This is a genomic window from Bacillus cereus group sp. MYBK195-1 (assembly GCF_051916605.1).
In the GTDB taxonomy this organism is placed as follows: Bacteria; Bacillota; Bacilli; order Bacillales; family Bacillaceae_G; genus Bacillus_A; species Bacillus_A cereus.
This window is the reverse complement of the sequence record NZ_JBQAGZ010000001.1, coordinates 1,636,110-1,662,022: the sequence shown is the minus strand read 5'-3', so window position 1 is coordinate 1,662,022 and position 25,913 is coordinate 1,636,110. Positions and strand designations below refer to the sequence as shown.

Here is a 25,913-nt window from a genome sequence, read left to right as displayed (position 1 = left end):
AAAGTCAAAAATCGATCACACCACACATATAAAGCCACTACCCTTTGACTTTAATATTTGCTTTATCTTAAGACTTATAGATTTTTTCAAATTTTACACTAGAATCATTATTATTTCTATTACACTGATACTTTTTGCGAATCATTTAACTTCTGCATAAAGATACGTGCTGCAAAACTTAAAAATTTATCATCAAAGTGAATAAGATTAATATCTTGGCTTGGTGTTGGGTCAGTAATACGAACTATGCTCAAAGTATCATTATTAACAAAGTTAACCAGTGAAAGAGGTATTATGGCAACCCCATGTCCATTGTATACAAGGCTCAATAGAGAAATAGAAGATTTTGTTTCTATATTTGCTTCAGATAAAGATAACCCTAAACTCTCACAATATATCTTAATAGATTCACGACAACTACATGAAACCATTATTCTACTCAGCCCTACTAATTCTCGAAAAGAAACAAATGATTTTTCATTCAAAGGATGATTTTTGGGAATGACAAGGACGAGCTCTTCACTATACAAAAGGGTGTTTGTTAATGTGTCTGGAATTTGAGCACTACGTGTAATCCCGAAATCAATATTTTTGTCAACGATTTGATTTACAGCAACTTCAGATTCTATAATCTTTACTACGATGTTGGGATAATGTTGTTGAAACTTCATAATATAAGGTGTTAAATAAGTGAGATCCTCTAATAAACCTCCTACAGTAATTACACCTCTTTTTACACCCTTTAATTCAAAAATTTCATTATAAACGTCATCAAATTGTTGCATGATAAATTTTCCTTTATCAAATAGCAGCTTACCCGCTTCTGTCATTTTGATACCTCTTCCAACTCGATGAAACAAGGGTGTATCAAGTTCACCTTCTAACACACGGATTTGTTGACTTAAAGTCGGCTGTGAAATACCTAGAACTTCCGCAGCTTTAGTAAAACTATTATTATTACAAACTTGAATAAAATACTCTAAATGACGTAATTCCATTCTTGATACCCACTCTCCGCTTTATGAAAGATTTATAATTTAAAGGACGATATGTATACGTTAACATAACAACCATCTTTTCTACTATACCACTTGAAATTACATGTTTTATTCATTTTGTATTATAATAAATTTACTACCATTTATTAATTTTTCCTCCTATTCATTTAACTTATATTTAATTAGGACATTACTAATTCGAGATATATTTCTAAAAATTTATAATTCTAGTGCATAATACCCTAATTTTTTCAACTTTTCGATTATCATTTTTTTCTCAATATAGTTCAAACCACCAAATATATGCCGAATCGCCTCTTTATGCTGAGGAAAAATACTATCCATTAACTGAATACCATCTGAAGTAATTGACGCATACGTGACACGGCGGTCTTTTGGACATGGTTTTCGTATTAAGAACCTCTTCTTTTCCAACTTATCCACTACATACGTGATACTACTACTTGCAAGTAATATTTTCCCTCCAATTTTTTGTATAGGCTGATCGCCTTTACTATATAGTAGCTCAAGCACTGCAAATTCAGTTGGATTAAGTCCATAACTTTTTATATCCTCTTCAATACGCTTAGTAATTGCCTGTGCTGCCCTTGATAATGTAACAAATAACTTTAAAGATAAGCCTCATCATTAATCACACTCATAATTACCAATCCTTTACAAGTTATCTTGAATTCGAGATTTATTATATTATCGTCGAAATATTATGTCAATAATTCATTTTAGTTTTATTAAGCCCCTTATCATTTATTTCTCAACATAAGACATATGGAATTAGAAGAAAAAAATTGTTAATATATAAGTATCTCAATTACGTTATTTCTTTTAAAGAGAGCTTGTATTCTAACGCAAGTTCTCCTTTTTTATATTCTAAATTGAATCCGGACAAAGTTCACATATTGAGTCTGCCCATGTATATGATATAGTTTTTAAACAAAGATTAGAGCCCTCCTACAAGAAGGAGAGCTCTAATCTTTCATATGAATTTTCACCTTTTTTATTATTGCGGAGACATCAAAACTTTAACTTGATGGGGATATGGCACTACCTCTATTAATAAATATTACTAACCATATATCTATGGTTCATATCTATCATATTTTTTATAAACAGGATCAATTAGATTTAAAAAAAGATTTCTTTTTCTTTACTCGTAATAAATCACCTGTCCACCCTTTGAATCGCATATACATATACATACCCCCTGTTGTGAAAATAATAAATAAGAGAGCGATTAAATAGCTATATTTCCATTCAAGTTCAGGCATGTATTTAAAATTCATACCCCATAATGCTCCTAAGGCTGTCAAAGGCGTACTTACAGCAGTTAATACAGTAAGAGCTTTCATAATTTCATTCCCACGATGAGAAGAAACAACTTCTTGTAAATGAATCATCGTGTCTAATTCTTCTTGGTACTCTTTAACGAGTTGTAATCCACGCTCTAATTTTACGTGCGTTTGTTTATAACAAAGGGTGTTTGTTAGTTTTTCTAACCAAGCTTCCTCCAAGCCTTGTAACACTTCTTGTATTAAGCGAAACACATGTGTGTTCATAAATAATTCATGACGAATATGATAAATCCTTTCTAAAACTGCTATGTTATTATGATGATAAAAATCCCATAACACATTTCTGAAATTGTTTTCAAAATAGTCAACCTTTCGTAAATAGTGAGATATAAATATCGATAAGATGGCACATAGTCCTTCAGCGGAACTATTACAATTTTTTATACCTATAGGGAAATTATGTATTAATTCTTGAAAATCCTCTTCCTCTTTTTCTTGGACCGTTATCAGTATCCCATGAGCTACGAAGTAATGAAGAAATTTTTGAATTTTGGCGTCCTTTTTATCTTGATCATATAAAAACGAACCATATACACAAGTTTGACTTGGTGATAACGTATAAACATATAATCCATTTTCACAAGGAGAACTTATTTTTTTTACAAATTGAGAGAAATAAGATGTTACATCACGGGGGATTATAGAAGAAATTTCTTCAAGCTCACTAGTTTTCACATGATACCAACTCCATTTCGTCATTTTTATGCATTCCATATTATTCTTCCTTTCTAAATAGTTTTATGTTTGATTGAATCATATCCGTAATATGAAATTTGTATGTAGGTATCCATATCTTGGAGGAAAAGTTTTTAAATCATCTAAATTACAAAATAAATGCATAGGAGGTCTTATTCTTAAAAAAGGAAGACCCCCTATATATTAGTTATTTTTATTCTCAATTTTAAACATTTCCTCTATACAAGCACTTTTTATCTTTTCTTATTTATATGTGGAAAAGAAGCCACACAATTTGGCACGTCTATTCAACGAACTCCATTTCGGTCGTCATTATAATTTGGATTTATATGCAGATTGATTGGTGATGTCCTCAAATACTTGACTTCCAATAATATAGTATCCATGAAGCGCGGCCTCTTTTGAAGCGTCTACCATACGGAAAGAAACAATTTCACCTTGCATTTTTTCAATTTGTTTTTTGTGGAGATCTACTATTCCTCCTGTCCAAATAATAGTATCATACTGGTCTAACTTAAATTGTTCTTGTAATACACGCATGATGTCTTGGAAATGTGTATCCAACTCTTTTTGAATTAAAATATCCACCTGACTTGTCTCATAATTTTCTTCTTTATCTCCATATCCTTTTTCTAATATTTTTGGCATGTCATTAATATGCAATTGATTACTTTCACCCGCATGATTCTGCAGGATATTCTTAATATTTTTCAAAGGCTTGCTACATCCTAGTTCCGTCTCATAATGATTTAAAATGAGATTCTGTTTCATATCTGTCATTTCTAATGTACGAAATCCACCATCAATAATTAAGATGCGATCTTGTTCCTGAATGATTCCCTCTTTTAAGAAATAGGCATGTAAAGCGATCGGTTGCTGAAGAATCAAAGCATTTTCAACCGTAATATTAATAAATTTCCCATCAATTTGTACGGAAGTTTCTTTTTTTAGTGCACGTTGTAATTGCTCATGCTGACTACCAAAACAAGTGACTGGAAGCCCGGTAACAACTAAAGGTAACACGACATTTTCTTTATAATCCTTTGCAATGCAACCAAATATTTGTTGTTTAAACTCTTCGCTTTCATAATAATTTTCTATTTCTTCTTCAAATGGAGGAAGAAATGAAGCGTCAGATTGATGTGCTTCATTTCCCATGTAGTATGCAAAGTCTAAGTCTATAAAACTTACCTTTGTTAAATCTTCACTTTCAGCATGATTAGGTACAGGAGCTAGTGTGGCAGCTTCACTCTTAGTCGTCACCTCAGAATCTACATCCTGTCGATATGCCCGCTTAGTAAAACCAATTCCTACATCAATTGCATACAGAGATTTCATACTTTTTTCCTCACTTTCTCTTTTTAGAATTAAATCTAAGCACTCTCTTCTTTCCCTTCTTTCACATATTTCTTTTCATTTTCCGTTTTTTCTCCGTCTATGTCCTTACTATTTTGATTTATTTCATTATCCTTTTCATCTTTTTTCTTTTTGTTATTTTCGTTTTCTGTTAAATCTTTAATAGTAGAAATGACAACTGGTGTGGCTGTAAGCAGTTGTGGTAATGTTTGTTTTGCAACATTAGCTGCAGTTACAGAGAATTGTTTACTTGTCTCGGTTACCTTCTCTAATGTTTCCTTTATGTTTCCTTTATGTTTCCTTCTTGTAGTTTGTCTTTTACGCTTTTTCCTTTTGTTTGTATAGCTTTCCGATTTTCTTTTTTTAACAGAGATACCATGACTCCGGTCGTAATCCCAATCACAGCATATTTAAATATTGTATGTTTCATTTTTCTCACCCTTCTCTACTTTTATTTTCTTCCATGCTACAACCTAAAATAATTAACTTATCTATTTATTAGATATTGCAATCTATTAGAGAGAATGATAGTTTTGTGGCTGCCTATCACTCGCCGTTAGTGTTTCAGCTGTTACTAGAAGTAAAATTCTCCCTTGATCTAGTTTTTCTTCATATAAGTTAGCTTCCTCTTTCGACAACCCCATTTCCTCCATTTGATTTCGGAGCTCGTCCCCTTTTTTGGAGAAAAAGTTGATAATACTTGTGCCCAATCCTTGTTCTTTTACTCCAATCGTATTTGTGTTTGTATCATCCGCAATCTTTTTTGTTATATGTTTTTCATGTGTTAAGACGTAAATGTCATCTTGGTGAATCCCTTTCAATTCTAGCTCTTTTATTTTCATAACTACTTCCTGTTCATTATCATATTCATGAACCACCGGTTTTCTTTCATTCTTATGCATCGTATTTTTCCTCCCTTAGATTTTTTATTTTCTTATTTAGTTGTTATGTAATATGTAATACACCTATTTTAAAGATGTTAAACCTAAATTTTCAAAAAACTTCACATAATAGGTTATTAATGTTTTTGAATATCAAGGAAATGTCACGAGCACTTTGCTTTGATAACAGTGTTACAAATAACGCTTTGTTTGGAAGACAAGTCCATTATTTTATAGAAAATTTCTATTTAAAAAGTTACAAAAGGAGTACAAGATATTTTTTTCGTTAATTAAATCAAAGGAAAATAAAAAAACACTCTTTTTAAAAGAGTGCTAAAAAACATATAACCTACTAATGTTTCTAGTTTGATTACAGAAAGAAAGTCTTTATTAAAACATATAGTTGCTAATTTAATTGTGATCTTCCTTGCACCCAAGCAGCAATATCATTTATAACATACTCAGGAATATTAGCAGGACTATAATATTCATCCGGTTTACTTATTTCTCCATCCCCTTCTGTAAAGAAATGATTTAACTTTGGATATAGCTGGTAATCAACGTTATCTCGTTCTTTTAATTGTTCTTTCCAAAGAGGAATTTCGATTTTTGATTGAACTTGATAGTCTCTTTCCCCTTGAATAATAAGAAGCGGTGTCTTTTGTTCTTTTGACATTTCTGCTGCTTTAATTTTCCGAATAGAATCCCAAAATACTGCTGATCCTAAGTAAAAATCTTTTGGAGGATTCTGACCAGAGAAATTTGGATCATTTAATAATTCAAATTGCGATTTGTAGAATTTATATTGCTCCTGGTTCATTGCTCCAATAGAAAAAAGATACTCAAATTGATCTAAAACAACGTCTTGAATCGTACGAGCTGGCCCACCCATTACAATTGCCCCAGCAATATTTTGATTTTGGTCTTTTTCAATCATTTTCGGAAGCATCATTCCACCTTGACTATGACCAAGAATATATATTTGATTCTTATTTATTAGAGGCTCATTTTTAAGAAATTGAGTTACAAGAAGAGCATCATCTGTTGTCTCTTTATCAACTGTATAGAAGGGACTGAATTGTGTTTTCAGCCCATGTTCATACGTTCGTTTATTATAGCGAAGGACAGCAATTCCCTTCGATGCAAGACCTTCAGCTAAATCGCGAAATGGTTTTAAAGCAAACGCTGTTTCATCCTGATCAGTTGCTCCTGATCCTTGAACAAGAATAACCGCTGGAAAAGGACCCTTTCCTTTTGGAACCGACAATGTTCCTGGTAATGGAAATGCACCACTTCCAACTACTACTTCTTTATCAACAAATGATTCAGGCTTACTATATGATGGACGCTCAGCAACAGGACTAAACGACATGCTTAGTTGAAAATCGTCTATTTTTCCAGATGGATCTAGTTTAATTAGTAAAGGTACAGTCATTTTTTCAAAAACTAATTGAATCTCCACATTTGTATGAACAGGATTTGTCTCTTTTTGTGTAACCTCTCCAATTTCTATAAAAGAACCTGCTTGTAATTGAACTGGAAGTCCCTCCCAATAGCTCTTCAACCATTCTTCGGATATTATTTTCTGTAATGACCTTGAGGTTAAATCAAATGCAGATTTATAATCTTCACTATTCATATGGCGAATAAATGAAAGAGTAGTAGATATAATAGGATTTTCATCATCACTATTGTCTATTTTTTTTATATTTGTGTTTACTTCCTTTAATTTTGAAATAAATTGGTGGTTAAATGGATTATTATATGTATTAGGATATAAATTTGTTTTCAAAATTTCCGTATTCCGTGCCTTATACAAACTTGAAGAACTCGTAAACTTTTCAGGTGAAATTACTTCCTCCGCATATGAGACTGAGGGAATTGCTATTGTAAAAATTGCACTGATAAGTAATAACTTATTACTTATTCTTCTTTTCTTACCCATACTTATTGATTCTCCCTTCAAAATTTAAAATTTCTAATACAATATGCCAACTATAAGGAAAATAAAAATTACCAAAGAGATTAATAATCTATTTTACGATCCCCCTCTCAAGTTAAAAATCTATCATTAACAAACTTCAATAAAAAACGCCTTCCCCCTCTTTTTTTATTGTTGGATTTTCCAATGACCTAGAAGCACAGCACGAAATTACATGTAACCTACCCATGAGATTCTCTGTTTCAAAAGAAAAAAGCACCCCACTAGATGCTTTCTTTAATTGTTCTCACTATCATTTATTTAGGTAATTCTCTTATTACTGTAAGATAAATTCATGCTATTTCCTAAATCTCACTTATTTCTTAATTCACTCATACCAATATAAAACCTAATAACCTACCATCAAAAAATAAAGAAAACAGGTTATTTTTCTATTCATTTCGTAAACTTAATGCTCAAATTAGTTTTTTCACAAAGTTAAACTTTATTAAGAAAAACTTAAAGAATTTCCCTCTATATTCATAAGAACTTTTTTCTATACTCAAAAATGTAAATAGACAAAAGGAGAAACGATCATGAAGAAATTTGTAATTTGCATACTAGGAATAGGCCTCCCTATATACTTACTACCTTTCATATTACGCGGAGATTTAGACAGATTTAATCCGATTGCTGAAGAAAAAAATGTATATGCCGTTGCGAAAGGATATGGTGTTCCAGATTATCATCATAAAGGAAGAGCTATGTACTCACTAAAAGGTGTTGATGAATTAAGCAATGAAAAAGAATATAAAGTTGGAACGAACACGCCTAATGATTTTAGAAGAAAAACTTACTTGAAAATTCATGTGAAAGGAAAGTATGTCTATTCTTACGACGTTATTTCTGAAAAGGACATTCCAGAGAAAATAAGGGGACAATTGGAGATAGCAAATAAATAAAAGAGCCAATTCGTACGAGTTGGCTCTTTATTATCGCTCCTATCTATCGTTTGGAGAATTCTTTCGGTAGATTTATTACATTCATTATCATTGTTTTAACAACCATTCTTCAATTACTTTCACTGTTTCATCTCGTTGTGCTTTTGGCGCAATTAAACTCGCATTATCACCTTTTTGCTCACCATACATGCCAAAATGAGCATGATTGCCCCCTTTTATCATGTGCATAGTTGTATTTTTCGACATTAACTTTTTATTGTTCTCTATTTTTTCTACAGTTGCTAAAGCATCTACTTCTCCATAAATTGATAACATCGGAATTGATTTCGTAGAAAAGTCATCTGCAGGATACGAACCTAAGAAAATGATCCCGTCTACCTTATCTTCATGTTGAAAGGCATACTTAGAAATCATAGCTCCTCCCATTGAATGCCCTGCAACATACCATTTTTGAACTTCCGGATACTTTTCAATTACACTATCTACCTCATTTATTCCAAGTATCGCTAAATTTAATGGTAACTTAGGCATTACTACAAATTGCCCATTTTTTGCAAGAGCTTCTCCTAAATAACTATAAGCCTCAGCTTCTACTTTAGCACCTTGATAAAAAATAACCCCTACTTTCGCATCTTTCGCTCCAAAAACGATATTATCTTCATCTTTTTTATCATCTACTAACGACAAAGCCTCTTTCGTCGGTTTATAAGTAAACTGAGACCAAGTCAAAAAAGTAATACTTCCTATAATTAAAATAGCTAGTAAAGAGTACAGCATAATTTTTATCCATTTCTTCACAAAGATGACCTCCCTAAGATGTATATATTCCATATTTCGGATTATCATTAACACACATAAAAACTCGAGCATTTTTATTATGCTCAAGTTTTTAGTTCCGTCTTTAATTTATACTATAAATTGTCCAAGATAAATATGTAGCAAATGCAGACCATAAAAAATACGGAATTAGCAACCATGTCGATACTTTAGATAATTTGGAAGAAACTGCTATGAGAAGTAACGTAGTAATAGCGACAAGTAAACAATCTACTGTTGCTAAAAACAAATTTTTTTGACTGAATTGAAAATAGCTGAAAGCTTGATTGCACATATAATTTAAAAGGAATATAAACCAAAATGTTTTTGGCTTAAATCCATATTTGTTATAAATAATTGCAACTGATAATGCAATGAGTCCATATAATACAGCCCAAACTATGCCGATTGTCATACCAGGAGGTGTCCAAGACGGCTTTTCTAACGCATCATACCAAGCACGATCAATAGGAAATAAAATACTAGAAACATAAAACAAGCCATATGTTAATAAAAATACTATAATACTAGATTTTTTCATAAACATTCTCCTTTTTTAATAGAAAGTTTTAGAAACTCTATTTGATTCGTGTGCTCTTTCAATGAATAAAATTTTAATGTGTAAATGGACATTCCTATACTTTACATTATAATCTTTACATATGAAATTCATATTGATTCATTTATTTTATACAAGTTCTTTCATACTTTTATATGCACAAAGCGCTCTCTCTCGTGCTGCCTTATGTTCAACAACTGGCAAAGGATATGTATGACCAAGCTTAATATTGGCCTTTTGTAAAATATGCTCAGGTGCTTCCCAAGGTTTATGTATATACTTATTCGGTATATCTCTTAATTCTGGTACCCATTTTCTTATATACTCTCCATTTTTATCAAACTTTTCTCCTTGTGTGATAGGATTAAAAATACGAAAGTACGGTGATGCATCTGCTCCACTTCCAGCAACCCATTGCCATCCCATTGTATTATTTGCAATATCAGCATCTAGTAGTGTATCCATAAACCATTTTGCACCTTCTTGCCACGGAATTAACAAATGCTTTACAAGAAAAGAGGCTACAGCCATTCTTGCCCGATTATGCATAAAACCAGTTTGCCATAGTTCTCGCATTCCCGCATCAATAAACGGATAACCAGTTTCACCCTTCTGCCATACTCTTAATAACTCCTCTTCCTTATTCCATGGAAAATGTTCAAAGTTTTTATTAAGAGGTTTATATACTGTAAACGGATAGTGATATAGCAAATAATAAGAAAACTCTCTCCAAATTAATTGGCGTATAAAACTAATCACTTGTTTTTCAAAAAAACTACATTGTCTTTCGGTATTTTTATTTATTAAGTAGTGATACATTAACTTCACTGATATTTGGCCAAATGAAAGATATGGCGCCAACGTTGAATGAGCATTTTGATTTGGAAAATCTCTTCCTTCACTATAAGAGGCTAATTTACTAGAGAAAAATTTCTTAAATGTTTTGTATGCCCCTTCCTCTGTAGGCTCCCATATTGCTTCCATATGAGATGTCCACGGTATAGTCGGCAACAAGTGTAATTCTGAGACAGATAAGCTTGCTGGTAAAGAGCTTCCCCACTTTATACTCTGTACTCTGCTAATAGGTTTAGGTATTACCTGCTTTTGAAATGCATTGTAAAAAGGCGTAAACACCTTATATTCAGTGTTATCCTTCTTTTTTATAATCCACGGTTCTAATAATAAATGCGAATTAAATTTCTTACAAATAATACCTTTATCTTCTAACATCATTTTCATTTTTTGATTAGATTTTAACCTGTCTGGATCATAACAACTATTCCAATATACAGCTGTTATATCTAATTGTTTTATAAGAGAAAGTATTTCTTCTTGTGTATTTCCTTTGCGGATTATTAAAGTAGAGCCCAATGCCTCAAGTTGCTTTTGGACATCTATTATAGCATGGTGTAACCACCACTTTGCTGCACTTCCTATTGAAAAAGTTTCATCTTGTACATATACCGGAAGAACCTCCCCGGACTGAACAGCCTCAAATAGAGCTGGGTTATCATATAAGCGAAAATCTTTTTGAAACATAACGATAATTTTATTTTGCATGGCTATCCCCTCTTACTCTTAAAACATAATAGATTCTTTATGTGAATAATCCTCTTTTTTGCTTTTGCATTATTATATTAATAATTCTTTGTAATCATAAACAAACGTTTCCATAGTTATTGGACTTCTATCTAGTAAATTCGATAAATCTGATGTGACTTTTTTAGCTAACCCTAATTTTGCAGTTGTATATATTCCAATCATAACCCAAATAAAGTCACTGTTAAGTCCCTTTTGAATCATTCTTTTTCTAAATTTAAATATACTTGGATTTGTATAAGTAATATCTTTATTTATTATTTTTGAAATAATAGCAGCAACTTCATAATATGTTAATGCCTCATTTCCCGTTAAAGAATAGGCTTTAAATTCATGTCCCTCTTCGGTTAATATCTTAGCTGCAACTTCTCCAATATCCCGTACATCTATAAAACTTGTTTCCCCTTTACCAGCAGGTACTTCAATTATTTTTTCATTTCTTAATTCATCACCATGTTGTGATAATAAATTTTGCATAAAAAAACTCGGTCTTAGGAATGTGTAAGGGATCCCAGAAGCCTTTATCATAGCTTCAATTTTAGCATGAGGTACTATCGGATTTTTTTCTACACCTAATAAAGATAAAAATACAATGTGTTTTATACCTATTTCTTTTGCGACATCTACAACAGGCTGGAAATACTTTTTTGCATCAGCTAGATGTGGTGGTCTTATTAGAAAGACTTTAGTAACACCTGTTAAAGCCGCCTTTACAGATGAGGGGTTTTCAAAATCAAAATACACTCCTTCAGTTTCTCTACTGCGCGTTGTGACTTTGAAAGTAGCATTTCTTTTTATTAGGCATTTTACAACCTCTTTTCCTACATTCCCTGTAGCACCTGTTACTAAAATCATTTTAATCACCCTTTATTTTTTTGTAAATTTTGAATCATACTTTGCTAAACTCGAACTGCATTTTCTACTTCCTCTTTAGGAATACTAGCTGTAGCATTTTTTATAACTTCATCGCTTACATTTTCTATCTCCTGTATTAATGCCTTAGTTTCATCTGTTAAAAATATTAAATGTGACCGTTTATCTTTAGGATTATGTTTTATAAGAATCCATTCTTTTTGCAATAATCTTTGTATAATTCCGGTTACTGTTGGACGGTCTGCTAAGAGCCTTTCAGCAATCATAGCCGGGGTGGTTCCATTTGGATAAAGAGATATATCCTTTAACACAGACCATTGCTGAGCTGTTATTTTATATTCTTTTAATTGATTTGATAATTCTGTTTTCGTCATTATACTTACCTTGTGTAATAAATAGCCTAAATTATTCATATAACCTCCAATATAGTTAGTACACTAATTATATAGTTAGTACACTAACTATAATGTGTAATTACAAACTTCAATTAATAGTTTATATATAAAAGATATATCAAATTCTTATTTTGTACTATTTCATATTATATTTAAAATCTTCTTTAATCCTGTTTTGCATGTATTGTACACTCTATATACAAAGGTTATTCCTTGCTGTTACTTTAAAATTGTATCTAGCATAGGTATTTCTTATTGTCCGATTACTCATATTTATTCTTAATTCTGCAAAATAAAAAAGAAAATGGAGCGAAAGATGAAAAAACAATTTGATAAACAATCAAACTTAAATACATTTATTGATTCAACAATCCTATGGACTTTTCAAGACCAAAATGCTATAAATACACTTTTGAATGAAGGTAAGCTTATAGCCAATCCTATTTTTGTTAGTAAAGAAGATTGCACAGCATATAAATACATTGTAAGACACATGAAACAGAAAGGTATTGACTTTACTATAGATTTCCCCATTTGGGCATGGCATTCATGCAATGGTTACCAAAAGAAGCCTACTATTATTTATAAATGCTTTATTTAAGCATTTATATTAGTTACATAATGAAAATTCTTAAATAGTTTTTAAACATTTTTTAAAAGTTGTAATTCTACATGTATCGTAAGACTATTTCCATGACTTTCAGCCCATACTTTACCCTCATGCAATTCAATTGTGCGCTTTACAATTGCTAAACCAATTCCGGATCCATGTATTTGACTCGACCGTGATTTATCAACTCGATAAAACTTCTCAAACATCTTGCTTAATTCTTGTGCTTCAAGATGATCTGTTTTATTTGTAATACAAATAAATGCCTTATCTTCTTCTTTTTTTAGTTCCACTATTACTGTTGAATTTGAAAAACTATATTTTTCAGTATTAGATAGTAAATTATCAAATACACGCACCAGTTTTTCTATATCTGCCCATACCCAAATATCCTTATTAATGATATTTAGTTTAACAATTAATTGCTGTTTTTCAAAAATCGGGATATACTCTCCTACTAGCTGACCTAACAAATTGCCCAATTCTACTTTTTCTTTTCTCAACTTAACATCAGGTAAAGATAATTTTGTGTATTCAAACAATTCATTAATGAGAGTTTTTAATTTTAATGTTAAATTATACGTATTTTGAATATACATTTCTAATTCTTCTTTATTTCGATATTGTTTTTCATTTACTAATGCTAAATATCCAATAATAGACGTTAAAGGGGTACGCAAATCATGAGAAATATTGGTAATAAATTCACTTTTACCTTTCTCAATTGCTCTCTCTTTCTCAAAACGCTCCCTTAATTGACTAGCCATCCAATTAATATTATAAGCTAAAGAAGATAATTCATCTTTTCCTTTAACACGTATGGAATGTTTCCAATCTTTTTTTACAATCTTTTGAATACCTCGTTCAATTTCTTTAATGTATCTTGTAATAGGGATCATAAACAGCAAAAATAAAAGGATGAAAATTAATATACTGCTCACCAAAGCAAGTAATAAATTTTGATTATATTGAGTTGGTGAGATTGTTTTATTCGAATTTGGAGATTGTACCATTACATATCCAATTCCATCTTGAAATGAAACTGGTGAAACAAACAATATGAACTTCTCAAACAAAGGATTTCTGACGTTTGGTGTAACATTTAATTTCTCCTGTAATAATTCCTGTGGGAGATTATCCTGCAATTGAAAATTATGTGAACGATAGATAATATGGCCTTTATAATCTAATACTAAAAACCTTAAATTTTCATTCTTCTTTTGGATAGATTGAATCATCGGTATAACTTGTTCTATATGCCCAGATTCCAAATTACGCTTTTGTATATCATTAGTTATCCCTATCGCTATTTCCCTTATTTCGGCTTCTTTTTCAATCTGTTGATTATAAGAAAGTAGATTTGCACTTTTCATTGCTATGAGAAAAAAAGTAACAACCGCAACGATGAAACAGAGCAAAAAAATTAAAATAAGCTTTATATTTAAGCGTGTAGAAAAGAATATATTATCCCTTAATTTCGTACGATCGATCATACTCTATAGCCAACTCCCCATACTGTTTTTAAATAAACAGGCTGACGAGGGTTTTCTTCAATTTTTTCCCGTATTTTAGTAATATGAACCATGACTGTATTATCTGATTTATAAAATGAATCTTCCCAGACCATCTCGTATATTTTTTCTACACTAAAAACCTTTCCTTTATTTCTCACTAATAAAGAAAGTATGTCAAATTCCTTTGGAGTTAACCTTAATTCTTCATTTCTAATGAAAACTTGTCTTGTCTCCTCGTCTACCTTAAGATGGCCTATTTCATGAATAAATTGTTTTACTTCTTCTGTTTGATAAACACGATATCTTCGTAATTGAGATTTAATTCTTGCCATTAATTCAAGTGGATTAAACGGTTTGGTAATGTAGTCTTCTGCCCCACTCATTAATCCCTGGATCTTATCTATATCCTCATCTTTAGCTGACAAAAAAATTATAGGCATTTGATACTGTTCTCTTATTTTTAAACAAGCCTCTATGCCATCCATTTTCGGTAACATAATATCTAAAATGATTAAATCAATTGTTGTATTTCTTAAAGTTTCTAAAGCTTCTATAGCATCCGATGCATCTATAATTTCATACCCTTCATTTTTTAAATAAATGGATACGATTTTTCTTATCTCTATATCATCATCTACAATCAAAATTTTTTCTTTCTGCATCATATTTTCTTCCTCTCTGACATCTCGTTCTATGCTGTAGTATTATACATTTAGTTTTACCTTACACGTATAAAGTGAAACTTTAATCAGCCCTCACCAATCGGTCTTTTACGGGAATCCCGCCCCCCACCTAACTTCTTTGCTTCCACTTAATTTTGAGATGTGGGTCTTACTACCCGTTAATGCGTGATAATACACTTTGCTTTTTTAAACATATTGAAGAAACCATCTGTTTTGCAAGTTGATTTGAACTGGGTAAAATAGCCCCCTACGATCCGAGGCCGCTTCACATACTCTTACATAAAACAAATAACATTCATAAATTCCTCTCCAATGTTAATTTAGAACATACAATCAATCTACTGAAAAAATCTTAATTTTCACCCTACAAAAATATTAAGATTTCTTAACATTGAATGGAGAATTTACATATTAAAAATGGACAGTTCCCTATACTATTAGACCTGTCCAAATTAACGTTTTTAATTTATGAATTAAAATATTATACTTTTCTTTATTTTATAATATCTGTCACTATAAACATTGATTTTCTATCTCTCTAAGTACATCATTTCCAATATTATCTATCTTTTCATTTTTTATAGTGTTATATAAACTCTGTAAAACTTTTAACTCTGTTCTTAAATGTAAAATGACACTAGATAATATATATAACTTAGCTACACTCTCTTTTCCACACTTCTCTTCATATACTTTTTGAAGGGTAGTAAGATATAACGTCAGTTGAGAAATTTTAGTTTTCAGCTGTTCTAGAATTAATTCTTCTTCCCCATATTGTGCAAAAAGTAGCGCTTCATATATAGGACGATGCATATCCTCTTTCTTTATCATTTGCTCTAATAATAAATGTTCAAATTCTTGTTTACCACTTTTAGTAATACCGTAAATAGTCCGTTCAGGACGTTGTTCATTACGAATAATATCAACAACCTCTATAAAACCCTTCTTTTCAAGTTGCTCAAATGTATAATATAAAGAGCCTTTAGTAATTTTTATATAATATTTCATTTCACTATTTTTTAAAAGTTGCTGGACTTCATACGGATGCCTATTTTTCTCCATAAGAAGACCCAGCATAAAAAGCTTTGTATTCATAACTCTCCACTCCTTAATAACCTATACCAATAGTATAAGCTAAAAATAAGTAAAGAATCTTTTTGTTTTATAAAATTTATAACTTCAAATTCACTTTATTATCCTTTGTACCAGCTTTGACATTCCCCATAAATAATATTGCCATAAACGAAACGATAATTGGAATTAAAGCTAATAGAAAAACAGTAGTAATGGAAGATGACATAGCAGCTATAACCTTTTCAAGAATAAAAGTAGGTATACTGGACCTTACATCTGAGCGAAATATTGCACTCGGATCACCTAGATTATTTAACATGCTGGAACCATGTTCTATTCCCTTAAAAGCATCCTTTAAGTTAGCTGTAAAGGTACTATTTTGAATGGAGCCAAAAATCGTTACTCCAATTGTCATACCTAGTGAACGAAAGAATGAATTTGTTGAAGTAGCTGAACCACGGAATCTCGGTTCCATATTATGAATAGAAACTGTGGGAAGCAAAGAGAACGAAAATCCAACTCCAAACCCCGTTATAATCATGTATATCGTTAAAAGTACACGGCTTGTTTGTGGATCCATCGTTCCTAACAAATACATACCTATCCCAAAGGATATTATAGATAATAACATCAAGTTGCGGTAACTAATTTTCGTTTGAAATATTCCACCAATTGCACTACCTACTACAGAACCTAACATCATTGGGGTTAAAATTAATCCAGCATTAGTTGCTGTTCCACCATATACAGCCTGAACAAAAATAGGAATAAATACTGTTAAAATAACAAATGTTGCTCCATAGAAAAACGTAATAATTTGTGATATTGCAAACTCCTTACGCTTAAACATCCAAAATGATATTATCGGATCTTTCACTTTTCTTTCTACCAATAGGAAGCCAACAAAAAATACAATAAACGATGCAAATAACCCAATGATTTGTATCGAATCCCACTTAAATTCTTTTCCTCCCAATTCTAAAGCGAACATTAAGCTAATTACTGCTATGACGAGTGTTATCGCCCCCCACCAATCAATATTTTGCTTAGTAGGTGGATTATTTTCTTTATAAGCTTTTAAAATAAAAATTAATGACATTAGACCAATTGGAATATTGACGTAAAAAATCCAATGCCAACTTATATTTTCTGTTATATACGCACCTAATAAAGGTCCTAATACACTTGAAGAACCAAATACGGCCCCTAATAACCCAGTCATTTTCCCTCTTTTTTCAATAGGAAAAATATCAAATACAATGGTAAAGGCGATTGGCATCAGTGCCCCCCCACCTATACCTTGAATTGCACGATAAATACTTAGCTGAACAATACTTTGCGCAGTACCACATAATGCAGAACCAATTAAGAAGATTAATAAACCAAAAATATAAAACCTCTTTCTACCATACATATCAGATAATTTCCCGAAAATAGGCATACCCGCCATAACTGCAACCATATAAGCAGAAGTAACCCAGATGAATTTATCCAATCCACCCAAATCTGAGACAATTGTACCAATTGAAGTGGCAACAATTGTATTATCCATTGCAGCCATTAAAATACCTAGCATTAACCCAGCTATCACTAAGCGTAAGTTGCTCTCTTTTGCAACCATACCTCTTTCCTCCTTTTTTCACACTCAACAAAATAAATAGTCTAATTAAACTATATACTCATTATAGTCTAATTAGACTATTTTTCAATAAATCATTAAAAAAAAAATAAATCCCCCCAAATATATTGGAGAGATTATAATTGTAGAATTGCTTCCTATATAAAGTAATTAAAACCGTAAAAACTATTACTTTTTTATACTACCTTGATTTTGCATACATGTAGCTTACTCATTTAGTTTTGGTCTAGTTTGTAAATATAAATTCAAATCCGGACTTGAACCGTTAATAATTATATCTCGAACAATTTTAGAAAACACCATACTATATACTAATCCATTATCTCCATACGCATAGATAAAGTGACAATTTGGAAACTCTTCATACATTCCAATTATAGGTAAACCATCATGAGTACCACCATAAAAAGCACTTAAATAAAATTCAGGTTCAACTGTTATATTGGGAAAGAGCTTATTAAATTCATTTACTAATTTCTCTTTTTTATGGATTAATTTTGAATCTCTTTCTTGAGCAATGTTTGTATCTTCATCTAACCCACCTATAATAATCCTGTTATCTGCAGTAGTTCTCATATAAATATATGGTCTCGCAGTTTCCCAAATGAGAGTACGTTTATACCAAGAAGATAAATCTTCTATAGGATTAGTAACAACTGCATATGAGCTAATCAGTGTAGCGTTCTTTTCCTTTTTAAATTCTAACCCTTCATATCCTGCAGCCACAATTACTTTATTGGCAGTAATAGAATTGCCCCCCTTTGTATAAAAGATAGCACATTCTTTCTCTAACTTTTTGCCAACAATCTCTGTATCTTCATAAATTTGAACTCCTTTATTAGAAGCTTGTTCTAATAAACTATGTGTAAATTTATAAGGATTTATTTCACCATCATTATACGTATAAATAGCTGCACGTTTTTTAAATGGATATCTCTGTCCAATTTGTTCCTCTGATAGCCAAGTCGCTTTAAAATCATGCTTATGTAAATAATACAGTTCTTTTTCTAATTTCTTTATATCCTCTTCATAACTTGCATAATATAAACTGTCACGTCGTTTAAAATCAGAGCAATAAGGCAAGTTTTGATCAGCATATTCAATATCATTAATAGCTTGTTCACATAATTTCATATGCTTAACTGCATACTCTTCTCCAAATGTATTTACAAGTTCAAAAAACATCTTGTCACCTAAATATTGAATAAGTGCTGTATTTGTAAGGTTACTCCCGTGTCCTACCTTTCTTTTATCAACGACAACAATATTTAAATCTGATTCACTCAAATAGTATGCTGATTGAGCACCTGAACTTCCTGCTCCTATTATTAGTACGTCACATTTTATATCTTCTTCCAACCGAGGATAAGAAGGTGTATTAGAAAAAGTTGTGTTCCAATATAATTTCCCTTTCTGTAAATCCATTTAAAGTGCACCGTCCTAAATAAAATAGTTATATCCCCATCTGTATCTCCAAATCATTCTTACTATATACTTCTTATCAAATTTATTTTTGCTACCATTAGATTATTAATGCAATATTTTGTTCACCCATATATGGTATTAAACTAAGCTTATAAAAAGTTAATAGTATATATATTATTTATTTTCATTTAGAAATTTAAGAACTTGGTTAAAAGCTTCTTCACCTGCTGGAGTGTTCATTTTAAATTGAAATTCATGTGCTAACTCGCCAGAGATATTTTTATCAAAGAAAAGTGTATCTACAGATACTCCTTTATTTTGTAAAGTAGAAGCTAATGCTTTACCTTGCTCTTCAAATGATGCAGTATTTCCATCTGTGATGAACGTTGGTGGGTAATCTTTTGTAACGTGTTTATAAATAGAGGCGATTTCCATTTCAGGTAATGTTTCAAATTTCTTTTTCCCAAAGTAAGCCCAGCCAGTAGTACGCATAAAGTCTTGCACTTCTTTGGATGTTTCCATTTTAGCTAATGCAGGCATATTATACGGGCCGCAAAATAGCAATATACCTTTAATTGTAGAAGGAGCAACAACAGCGTCAATCCCGGTTAATTTCGCATAATCTGGAGATGTTTGAATAGTAACAAATTGTCCAGATATTTGCGCTCCCGCAGAATCTCCTGCAAAATATAGGTCATCTAGTTTTACATTATATTTCTTTGCATTTGCTTTTATATATTCATAAGCCTCACCAAGTTGTAGTACTGGTGTAGGATACTTTCTTTTAGGAGCAAGAGCGTAATTTATATTTATCACTGTATAACCACGAGCAGCTAATTCTACTGCATAACCAGTAATGTCTGATTTATCTCCACCTACAAATCCACCCCCGTGCACCCAAAAAATAACAGGTGTTTTCCCTATAAAATTTTTGGGATAAATAATGTCTAATGTACCATCAGGAAATTTAGAATTATAATTGATATCTTTAACAATTCGTGTCTCTTTTAGAGCGTTTTTATAATTATTAGATTGAACAAACATTCCACCTTCAAATGCTTTTTTTATGAGAAACGCTTTCGGAATAGGTGAAACATTCCAAAAAACAACCCCCGCAATAATCAATCCGAAAACAATAAAAAGAGTTAGCAACATTCTTTTTTTCCATATCACTTTAGGTTTTAACTGTTTTATTCTCATAATTAAAGAATCTCCATTCTTTTTAGTAATAATCTTGAAATAAATCACAACATAAATTTTTATTTTCCGCCTGCTAATCCGTCCTTAAAATTTTATGCAAAAAGTTATATATTTTTATTATGTACATATTAGGTATCTCCTATAAAACACATTAAAAATTCAAACAAAAAGAGCAAAAGATCCCCATTTATAGAAGATTTCTTTTGCTCTTTGTAAAGGACACAAGTCCAAATAAAAGTTGCTTATCTATCGATAACTTACACATAAAAATCCATTTGTTTCAGTACTTTATTAGCAGAAACTTTAACAACCGTTTCTTTTTCACCTGTTCTATCAATCATGAAACCATGAACTTCAATATCAGAAGGTACTAATGGATGATGACGGATCATATCTATACTCTTTTCAATATTTTCACTAACATTTTTTTGTCCACTCAGCCATTGATTAAGGCTACCACTTGAAAATTCAGGCATGCAATTTTTAAAGAGATAGTCTAATTCTATATTATCTTTTATGAAATCACGTTGAGTTTGTAGATTAACTGAAGAAGTTTCTTTATCCTCTATTCCGACAACAAAAATTTCTTTAACATTTTCTTGATAAATAGCAATAATAATAGATCTCATTATATCTCCATAAGGATGTACAATTACAGAATCATAGCTGTGAATAGTCAACATGTTTTCTTGTTGAATGTTAGTTACTTGTTGGATACTAGGCTCTATTCCGTGTTCAATGTCTGTTAATAATAAAACTTTTTTATTCTTTGAATTCATATGGAGCACTCCTTCTTCATTATTGTATTTATGAAACTTTTAAGCTAGTAACAATAATAATTGTTACCAGTTTTTCCAGCGTCCCTCTGGATCAACACTTGCAAGTCTAACCCATCCATTTTGAACTTTTTCTCGAAATGTGAAATCATTATTTAACAAACGTTCTATATATTCAATAGGTGCTTGAATGACAATTAGTAAACGAAGTGGTGAATGATACGTCTCACTATCTGACTGCATAACAGATTGCCAAGGTAAGCCTGGCAACAGGTCACTAGCATTCCCTTGCATAACACCGAGACCCGCCGTTACGGTTTGGGTTGTTTTATTTCCACTACCATAATAATGAGGAGCTACAGTTGATGCGTAATATTGTAGATTTATCCACTGTGCAACTGTTCCTGGTCCTGCAATAATGTTAGCTAATATATCGCCACTTTCATCCTGTTTCCAATCATAATTATGAAGGAAAGCCCTGCCTTCTAAGTCACAATCTTGAGTTAATTCACGCTGTCCGATAATAAAAGATGCATTACGCGCTAATCCCCATTCTGGACGTATTTCACTCCAATCTTCTGCAAATCGATGTGCCTCTATACTCGGATTTTTTATTTTCGTTTTAAAATTAGGTAATTGCGTTAAACGTTCTCTATTTGCATGTTGGCTCACATTTGGCATAATCGTCCCGATACAATCAAACGCTTCTTGCGCAGTTTTCGAAAGTTCTGGGACGTAAATCCATTCCAATTCGTCCACTGTTGTTTTATGTTCAGCTGCTGCAAAAATGGTATCCTCAGGAATGTTAATGCCTTCAGCAGACAACGCCTCTCTTACTTCTGGAAGATTACATAAAGTAGCGAAAACTCTTGCATTGAATCCCCCTGCTGCTCCGCCACAAGCACCACACTCAAGTGCTGCAGCATAAGGATTGTTCGTACTTTGACTACTGTGTCCACACATTACAACTAAAGGAGCAAATTTTTCTGTCAGTCCCACCATTTTTAAAGCTTGACGCACATAGTTCACTTTTTCTTCTTTCGTAAAACCGATAGGTATCTCACCTTTTGTGTCATGAACATGATTAAGCGAGAATGTTGTATCAGGTTTTTGTAACATAGTTTTACGAAGGTTACGAATGAAACCACCAACTCCTCTTGGGACAAAGCTTCTTGTCACCATCTGTAGACCAAGTAAAGGACCACTTAACTCAGGTAGCGCCATACTTGTCAGTACGTTCTGTTTCATCGTTTTAAATGTATAACGCACCGAACTACCTATCCTCTTACGTTGCTCATAAGATTTAAGTTCATTTTCATTTGTGAGCTCTTTTATTTGATGTTTCGGTTTGAGTATAACTGGCAAAGAAGGATGGTTGTTATTACTACCTAGTTCACTAGTTGCAATTGGTAATCCAAAGAAACCAGCTATTCCAAATGTTTCAAACGGACCTAATTTTTCAAGGTGGCGACGAAACGGTTCTGAACGTACATCAATACAAAATGCTAATTGAGCTAATACACGCTTTTTATCATTAGTTGCACGTTGTTTAGAAGCAATCTTCTCCCTTAATTGCTCTGCATGCGTTTGTTCCCAAGCTTCCAGCCAAAGTTTTCTGCGAATATTTTCATCAAAACGATATGCAAATGCTAACAATTCGCTTTGTTCAGCTGTAGACATTTGTGACCATTCCCGTGTTGAAATATTCCCCCAATAGATCCAAGAAGCTATAAGTGGGACGATCGAAACTTTTTTCTCAACCTTTTGATTTTTTAAAGGTAAATAAGGTTTTGCAATAGCCAGCTCCATAGAAATTCGAACTGCTAAATATTCTATTAAAAGCCCCTGTTCCTGAATTGATTGTTGTGAGCGCCATCGTATCATTCCTGCCCACCCGGGTAAAGAAAGTAAGTGCCCTTCAAGATAAGCTTGTATGTTAGATTCAGAAATTCCTAGTTCAAATAACGCTCTCGCTAAAGCTACTTCGGCATCTTGTGGCCAATCTTTTAAAACTTTACGCTCATTTTTACTGAGCGCTGGATCAAATGTAATAAGGTGTTGCCATGCACGATAAAAACCTTTCTCTCGATTTGGCATCGTCCAACTTGATCCGGAGTCATCAAGATATAATTTACACCATTTAATGATATGATAATTAAGAATATCAGATAGGTTTTCACTATTTTGATTCTCTATAAGCGAACTTATTGATTGCATAACAGAGGCTTTCATATTTGCTGTATTTATATAACTCAGTTCTTCTGCCAATTTATTTAATTCTGGCGATGATAATAGACTAGAAGGTAATTTTTCTAACTTTAAAGCCGCTTGGCAAAATCGCTCTACTTTCTCTCGCGGAATATGAAAAGATTGTGAATCCAGCCAACGAGACAAACTACTTTGTAAAAATGATTCCTCAATCTCACCTTTCGCTTTTGCCGAATGAATCATGGAAGTACTAGGATACATATCCACATTACGAGCTTCTTTTAACCAATTTGCGACTTGTTCAAATGATTGCTTTTCAAGTCCCATCCAAGGGTGGTGAGCTGCAAACGTAGAGATAGGCCAAAGTGGTGCAATAACTCGGCTAGCAGATGCAACTAAATCATTTATATTATTTTCTTGCATATCAATGTTTGTATCTTTCTTTAATATTGACGATATGCTCATCACGAATTACCTCCCTTTGATACATAATGTTTCAGATAGCTTGGGTGACTTTCTACTGATTTTCTTCTCGCCTCACCTACTCGAACTAACCAAAGATAAAGTACAGCGAATAAAGTAGAAGATTGATTACGAGTAACGAAAGTACTAGTAACACTACTAAATAGTAAAATACATATAACAAAGATAACGGCTGGAGCTGAAGGTTGAACACTTTGATAAATATCAGTATGCAACCATTTATAAAGAGAATTATGAACGGTAAAGTAAATGAGAGAAAATCCAATCAAAACAATTACGCCAGCAATTCGTCCCATTCTTCCCTCTCCAAAAACAACAAGCTGTTTCCATGAAAAGTATAGTGACCAGCCTAAGATTAACGCACTAACTAGTTGATACCCCTCTCCAGAAGTCATAAACCAGAAAGTAATTGCTATAAATACTCCTAAAACACGCCCGACTATAATCCATAAATTGGACATCTTTTCATTAGACTGATTCACTATCCCAAAACGTTGCACTGAAGAACCAGCTTGTAAAAACAGTGTAGCTTTAAACAAACCATGTAAAATTAAATGAATAATAGCCGCTAAATAAGCGCCTAATGCACATTGAATAAGCATAAATCCCATTTGTGCAATAGTTGAACCTACTAGCTGACGTTTATAATCAACTTGGACTAAACTAATTCCTGTTCCGATTAAGACAGAAATACTAGAGAAAATAAGTAAAAAGATTTGTGCAATATCATCATGAAAAAGAGGTGAAAATCTAGTTAACATGATACCGCCAGCATTTACTAAACCTGCATGCATAATAGCTGAAACAGGAGTTGGAGCAACGGCAGACTCAATTAACCATCTTTGAAAAGGCCATTGTGCTGCTGGAATCATCACCGCTAATATAATTAATAAGTTAATTCCTGTTCTCTCCAATGTTCCATGTAGCGCTACATTTTCATTCGTTAAAACTGATGTTAATTGCCACTGTCCTGTTATTTGAAAAAGCCAAATGATAGCTGATAGCAACGCAATCCAACTTATTGTAAATAAATAGCCAGAGATTTTTGTTGCTTCACTAACTACTTTCCACCCTTTATTTAGCCCTATGAGTAGAACCAATCCTATAAGCGTTGCTCCCCAACAAATGATCATGAAACGAAGATCGTCACTTAACCATGCAACCGAAGATACACCTGTAGTAAATGTAAAAAGTGCAAAGTATTTTCGATATGAGCGATCTCCCATTAAGTAACGTACAGAAAAACGCTGAATGATTAAACCAATTGTAAGAACAAAGAAAGCCATTAACCAAGCTAAAGTATCTAGATGCCAAGGCCCCACAACTCTATCTCCATTGTTATTAACAAGTGCGAGTAAAGAAATCAATGAAGGCAAAGCAGCGATACCAATATGGATATGAACAAAACGTAAAGGCATCCTTGCATGTAAAAACAATAATCCACTTAGCCAAGAAGCACTAAGCGCTATAAAAAATAATGTTAACAGTGTTGATGAACTCAGCGAAATTAACATGTTAAATACTCCCTTCTAAGCGAAAATAACCTATAAAAATTCCTTTTAATTAAGATGTTTTTTTAAATTTCAATTTTCATTCACTCTTTTTAGTGCATCGTTTTTTCCCATAAAAAAAACCGACAACTTCCATAATTCAATGATTTTATATCATCATTGAATTATGGAGATTGTCGGTTTCCCTTCAACTAACTTCAATAAAGTTTTTTGAAGAGCTCCCATTTTATAGAGAATAATAATGTATGTATTACTCCTGTTAAAAAGAAATGTATATTTCTGATCTCCTAGATTATGCAATCAATATATCAATTTATGTTATACGCTATCTTTTAATTAAGAAACTTTTTCATTTAGTCAATAT

20 protein-coding genes and 4 pseudogenes are annotated in these 25,913 nt (G+C 32.1%); 3 read left to right on the top strand and 21 right to left on the bottom strand.

Annotation, left to right across the window (positions count from 1 at the left end; translation table 11 throughout):
• Positions 1-119: 119 nt before the first annotated feature.
• From ACTFRY_RS08675 to ACTFRY_RS08650, 6 genes and pseudogenes are all read right to left on the bottom strand, one after another.
• Positions 120-998 carry a LysR family transcriptional regulator gene (locus ACTFRY_RS08675; RefSeq protein WP_000423208.1) on the bottom strand — a complete coding sequence of 293 codons (879 nt, stop codon included), beginning with the start codon at positions 996-998 and terminating at the stop codon, positions 120-122.
• A gap of 219 nt (positions 999-1,217) precedes the next feature.
• Positions 1,218-1,660: pseudogene (locus ACTFRY_RS08670) on the bottom strand (MarR family winged helix-turn-helix transcriptional regulator).
• Between the two features lie 471 nt (positions 1,661-2,131).
• Positions 2,132-3,082, bottom strand: coding sequence for a magnesium transporter CorA family protein (locus ACTFRY_RS08665; RefSeq protein ID WP_000388917.1), 951 nt, complete (start codon positions 3,080-3,082; stop codon positions 2,132-2,134).
• Between the two features lie 294 nt (positions 3,083-3,376).
• Complete coding sequence (locus ACTFRY_RS08660; protein ID WP_098616805.1) at positions 3,377-4,402, bottom strand: ParM/StbA family protein; 1,026 nt, start codon at positions 4,400-4,402, stop codon at positions 3,377-3,379.
• A gap of 35 nt (positions 4,403-4,437) precedes the next feature.
• A pseudogene (locus ACTFRY_RS08655) lies at positions 4,438-4,850 on the bottom strand (peptidase U61).
• Between the two features lie 85 nt (positions 4,851-4,935).
• Positions 4,936-5,322 (bottom strand): general stress protein, encoded by a 387-nt coding sequence (locus tag ACTFRY_RS08650; RefSeq protein WP_000549421.1) that lies wholly within the window; start codon positions 5,320-5,322, stop codon positions 4,936-4,938.
• 119 nt (positions 5,323-5,441) lie between these two features.
• Here ACTFRY_RS08650 and ACTFRY_RS08645 point away from each other — a divergent pair.
• A pseudogene (locus ACTFRY_RS08645) lies at positions 5,442-5,595 on the top strand (acyl dehydratase).
• Positions 5,596-5,707: 112 nt separating this feature from the next.
• Here ACTFRY_RS08645 and ACTFRY_RS08640 read toward each other — a convergent pair.
• On the bottom strand, positions 5,708-7,246 hold the full coding sequence (locus ACTFRY_RS08640; protein WP_063264080.1) for an alpha/beta hydrolase: 1,539 nt from the start codon (positions 7,244-7,246) through the stop codon (positions 5,708-5,710).
• Positions 7,247-7,818: 572 nt separating this feature from the next.
• Between ACTFRY_RS08640 and ACTFRY_RS08635 the strand changes: the two genes are divergently transcribed.
• Positions 7,819-8,184, top strand: a complete 366-nt coding sequence (locus ACTFRY_RS08635) for a YxeA family protein (protein WP_000714888.1) — start codon at positions 7,819-7,821, stop codon at positions 8,182-8,184.
• Between the two features lie 87 nt (positions 8,185-8,271).
• Here the strand turns inward: ACTFRY_RS08635 and ACTFRY_RS08630 are convergent, their stop codons facing one another.
• The 5 genes from ACTFRY_RS08630 to ACTFRY_RS08610 form a co-directional block, all read right to left on the bottom strand.
• Positions 8,272-8,982 (bottom strand): alpha/beta hydrolase, encoded by a 711-nt coding sequence (locus tag ACTFRY_RS08630; RefSeq protein ID WP_000758815.1) that lies wholly within the window; start codon positions 8,980-8,982, stop codon positions 8,272-8,274.
• 103 nt (positions 8,983-9,085) lie between these two features.
• Positions 9,086-9,541: a TspO/MBR family protein gene (locus ACTFRY_RS08625; RefSeq protein WP_000749728.1), complete on the bottom strand. Its 456-nt coding sequence runs from the start codon at positions 9,539-9,541 to the stop codon at positions 9,086-9,088.
• 147 nt (positions 9,542-9,688) lie between these two features.
• Positions 9,689-11,119 (bottom strand): cryptochrome/photolyase family protein, encoded by a 1,431-nt coding sequence (locus ACTFRY_RS08620; protein ID WP_098616806.1) that lies wholly within the window; start codon positions 11,117-11,119, stop codon positions 9,689-9,691.
• 72 nt (positions 11,120-11,191) lie between these two features.
• A complete protein-coding gene (locus ACTFRY_RS08615; protein ID WP_000604774.1) occupies positions 11,192-12,013 on the bottom strand; it encodes an SDR family oxidoreductase in 822 nt (273 codons plus the stop codon).
• Positions 12,014-12,057: 44 nt separating this feature from the next.
• Positions 12,058-12,444 (bottom strand): MarR family winged helix-turn-helix transcriptional regulator, encoded by a 387-nt coding sequence (locus tag ACTFRY_RS08610; protein WP_086391509.1) that lies wholly within the window; start codon positions 12,442-12,444, stop codon positions 12,058-12,060.
• A gap of 298 nt (positions 12,445-12,742) precedes the next feature.
• On the opposite strand from ACTFRY_RS08610, the pseudogene ACTFRY_RS08605 reads away from it, so the two are divergent.
• Positions 12,743-13,003, top strand: a pseudogene (locus ACTFRY_RS08605) (DUF3841 domain-containing protein); the annotation flags it as partial.
• Between the two features lie 65 nt (positions 13,004-13,068).
• Here the strand turns inward: ACTFRY_RS08605 and ACTFRY_RS08600 are convergent.
• From ACTFRY_RS08600 to ACTFRY_RS08560, 9 genes are all read right to left on the bottom strand, one after another.
• On the bottom strand, positions 13,069-14,529 hold the full coding sequence (locus tag ACTFRY_RS08600; RefSeq protein ID WP_000567229.1) for a sensor histidine kinase: 1,461 nt from the start codon (positions 14,527-14,529) through the stop codon (positions 13,069-13,071).
• Positions 14,526-15,212, bottom strand: coding sequence for a response regulator transcription factor (locus ACTFRY_RS08595; protein WP_423748770.1), 687 nt, complete (start codon positions 15,210-15,212; stop codon positions 14,526-14,528). Before ACTFRY_RS08595 ends, ACTFRY_RS08600 begins: the two co-directional genes overlap by 4 nt.
• A 534-nt stretch (positions 15,213-15,746) precedes the next feature.
• Positions 15,747-16,328 (bottom strand): PadR family transcriptional regulator, encoded by a 582-nt coding sequence (locus ACTFRY_RS08590; RefSeq protein WP_001093176.1) that lies wholly within the window; start codon positions 16,326-16,328, stop codon positions 15,747-15,749.
• 76 nt (positions 16,329-16,404) lie between these two features.
• Positions 16,405-17,928 carry an MDR family MFS transporter gene (locus ACTFRY_RS08585; RefSeq protein WP_000225814.1) on the bottom strand — a complete coding sequence of 508 codons (1,524 nt, stop codon included), beginning with the start codon at positions 17,926-17,928 and terminating at the stop codon, positions 16,405-16,407.
• 225 nt (positions 17,929-18,153) lie between these two features.
• The gene (locus tag ACTFRY_RS08580) at positions 18,154-19,371 is read right to left on the bottom strand and encodes an NAD(P)/FAD-dependent oxidoreductase (protein WP_000365644.1); all 1,218 of its coding nucleotides are present in this window, start codon (positions 19,369-19,371) and stop codon (positions 18,154-18,156) included.
• A 174-nt stretch (positions 19,372-19,545) separates the two neighbouring features.
• A complete protein-coding gene (locus ACTFRY_RS08575) occupies positions 19,546-20,571 on the bottom strand; it encodes an alpha/beta hydrolase (protein WP_001220685.1) in 1,026 nt (341 codons plus the stop codon).
• A 257-nt stretch (positions 20,572-20,828) separates the two neighbouring features.
• Positions 20,829-21,350 carry a carbonic anhydrase gene (locus ACTFRY_RS08570; protein ID WP_098616809.1) on the bottom strand — a complete coding sequence of 174 codons (522 nt, stop codon included), beginning with the start codon at positions 21,348-21,350 and terminating at the stop codon, positions 20,829-20,831.
• 63 nt (positions 21,351-21,413) lie between these two features.
• The gene (locus ACTFRY_RS08565) at positions 21,414-24,020 is read right to left on the bottom strand and encodes a DUF2309 domain-containing protein (protein ID WP_098616810.1); all 2,607 of its coding nucleotides are present in this window, start codon (positions 24,018-24,020) and stop codon (positions 21,414-21,416) included.
• Positions 24,020-25,552 carry an NADH dehydrogenase subunit 5 gene (locus ACTFRY_RS08560; protein ID WP_098616811.1) on the bottom strand — a complete coding sequence of 511 codons (1,533 nt, stop codon included), beginning with the start codon at positions 25,550-25,552 and terminating at the stop codon, positions 24,020-24,022. The genes ACTFRY_RS08565 and ACTFRY_RS08560 overlap by 1 nt, the downstream gene beginning before the upstream one ends.
• Positions 25,553-25,913 lie beyond the last annotated feature (361 nt).

Excerpts from the sequence above, each read along its gene's own strand:
- ACTFRY_RS08625 (WP_000749728.1), bottom strand. The coding sequence starts at position 9,541 with ATGAAAAAATCTAGTATTATAGTATTTTTATTAACATATGGCTTGTTT.
- ACTFRY_RS08580 (WP_000365644.1), bottom strand. The coding sequence starts at position 19,371 with ATGGATTTACAGAAAGGGAAATTATATTGGAACACAACTTTTTCTAAT.
- ACTFRY_RS08675 (WP_000423208.1), bottom strand. The coding sequence starts at position 998 with ATGGAATTACGTCATTTAGAGTATTTTATTCAAGTTTGTAATAATAAT.
- ACTFRY_RS08620 (WP_098616806.1), bottom strand. The coding sequence starts at position 11,119 with ATGCAAAATAAAATTATCGTTATGTTTCAAAAAGATTTTCGCTTATAT.
- ACTFRY_RS08585 (WP_000225814.1), bottom strand. The coding sequence starts at position 17,928 with ATGGTTGCAAAAGAGAGCAACTTACGCTTAGTGATAGCTGGGTTAATG.
- ACTFRY_RS08610 (WP_086391509.1), bottom strand. The coding sequence starts at position 12,444 with ATGAATAATTTAGGCTATTTATTACACAAGGTAAGTATAATGACGAAA.
- ACTFRY_RS08595 (WP_423748770.1), bottom strand. The coding sequence starts at position 15,212 with ATGCAGAAAGAAAAAATTTTGATTGTAGATGATGATATAGAGATAAGA.
- ACTFRY_RS08615 (WP_000604774.1), bottom strand. The coding sequence starts at position 12,013 with ATGATTTTAGTAACAGGTGCTACAGGGAATGTAGGAAAAGAGGTTGTA.
- ACTFRY_RS08600 (WP_000567229.1), bottom strand. The coding sequence starts at position 14,529 with ATGATCGATCGTACGAAATTAAGGGATAATATATTCTTTTCTACACGC.
- ACTFRY_RS08665 (WP_000388917.1), bottom strand. The coding sequence starts at position 3,082 with ATGGAATGCATAAAAATGACGAAATGGAGTTGGTATCATGTGAAAACT.
- ACTFRY_RS08560 (WP_098616811.1), bottom strand. The coding sequence starts at position 25,552 with ATGTTAATTTCGCTGAGTTCATCAACACTGTTAACATTATTTTTTATA.
- ACTFRY_RS08575 (WP_001220685.1), bottom strand. The coding sequence starts at position 20,571 with ATGAGAATAAAACAGTTAAAACCTAAAGTGATATGGAAAAAAAGAATG.
- ACTFRY_RS08570 (WP_098616809.1), bottom strand. The coding sequence starts at position 21,350 with ATGAATTCAAAGAATAAAAAAGTTTTATTATTAACAGACATTGAACAC.
- ACTFRY_RS08565 (WP_098616810.1), bottom strand. The coding sequence starts at position 24,020 with ATGAGCATATCGTCAATATTAAAGAAAGATACAAACATTGATATGCAA.
- ACTFRY_RS08660 (WP_098616805.1), bottom strand. The coding sequence starts at position 4,402 with ATGAAATCTCTGTATGCAATTGATGTAGGAATTGGTTTTACTAAGCGG.
- ACTFRY_RS08635 (WP_000714888.1), top strand. The coding sequence starts at position 7,819 with ATGAAGAAATTTGTAATTTGCATACTAGGAATAGGCCTCCCTATATAC.
- ACTFRY_RS08650 (WP_000549421.1), bottom strand. The coding sequence starts at position 5,322 with ATGCATAAGAATGAAAGAAAACCGGTGGTTCATGAATATGATAATGAA.
- ACTFRY_RS08590 (WP_001093176.1), bottom strand. The coding sequence starts at position 16,328 with ATGAATACAAAGCTTTTTATGCTGGGTCTTCTTATGGAGAAAAATAGG.
- ACTFRY_RS08640 (WP_063264080.1), bottom strand. The coding sequence starts at position 7,246 with ATGGGTAAGAAAAGAAGAATAAGTAATAAGTTATTACTTATCAGTGCA.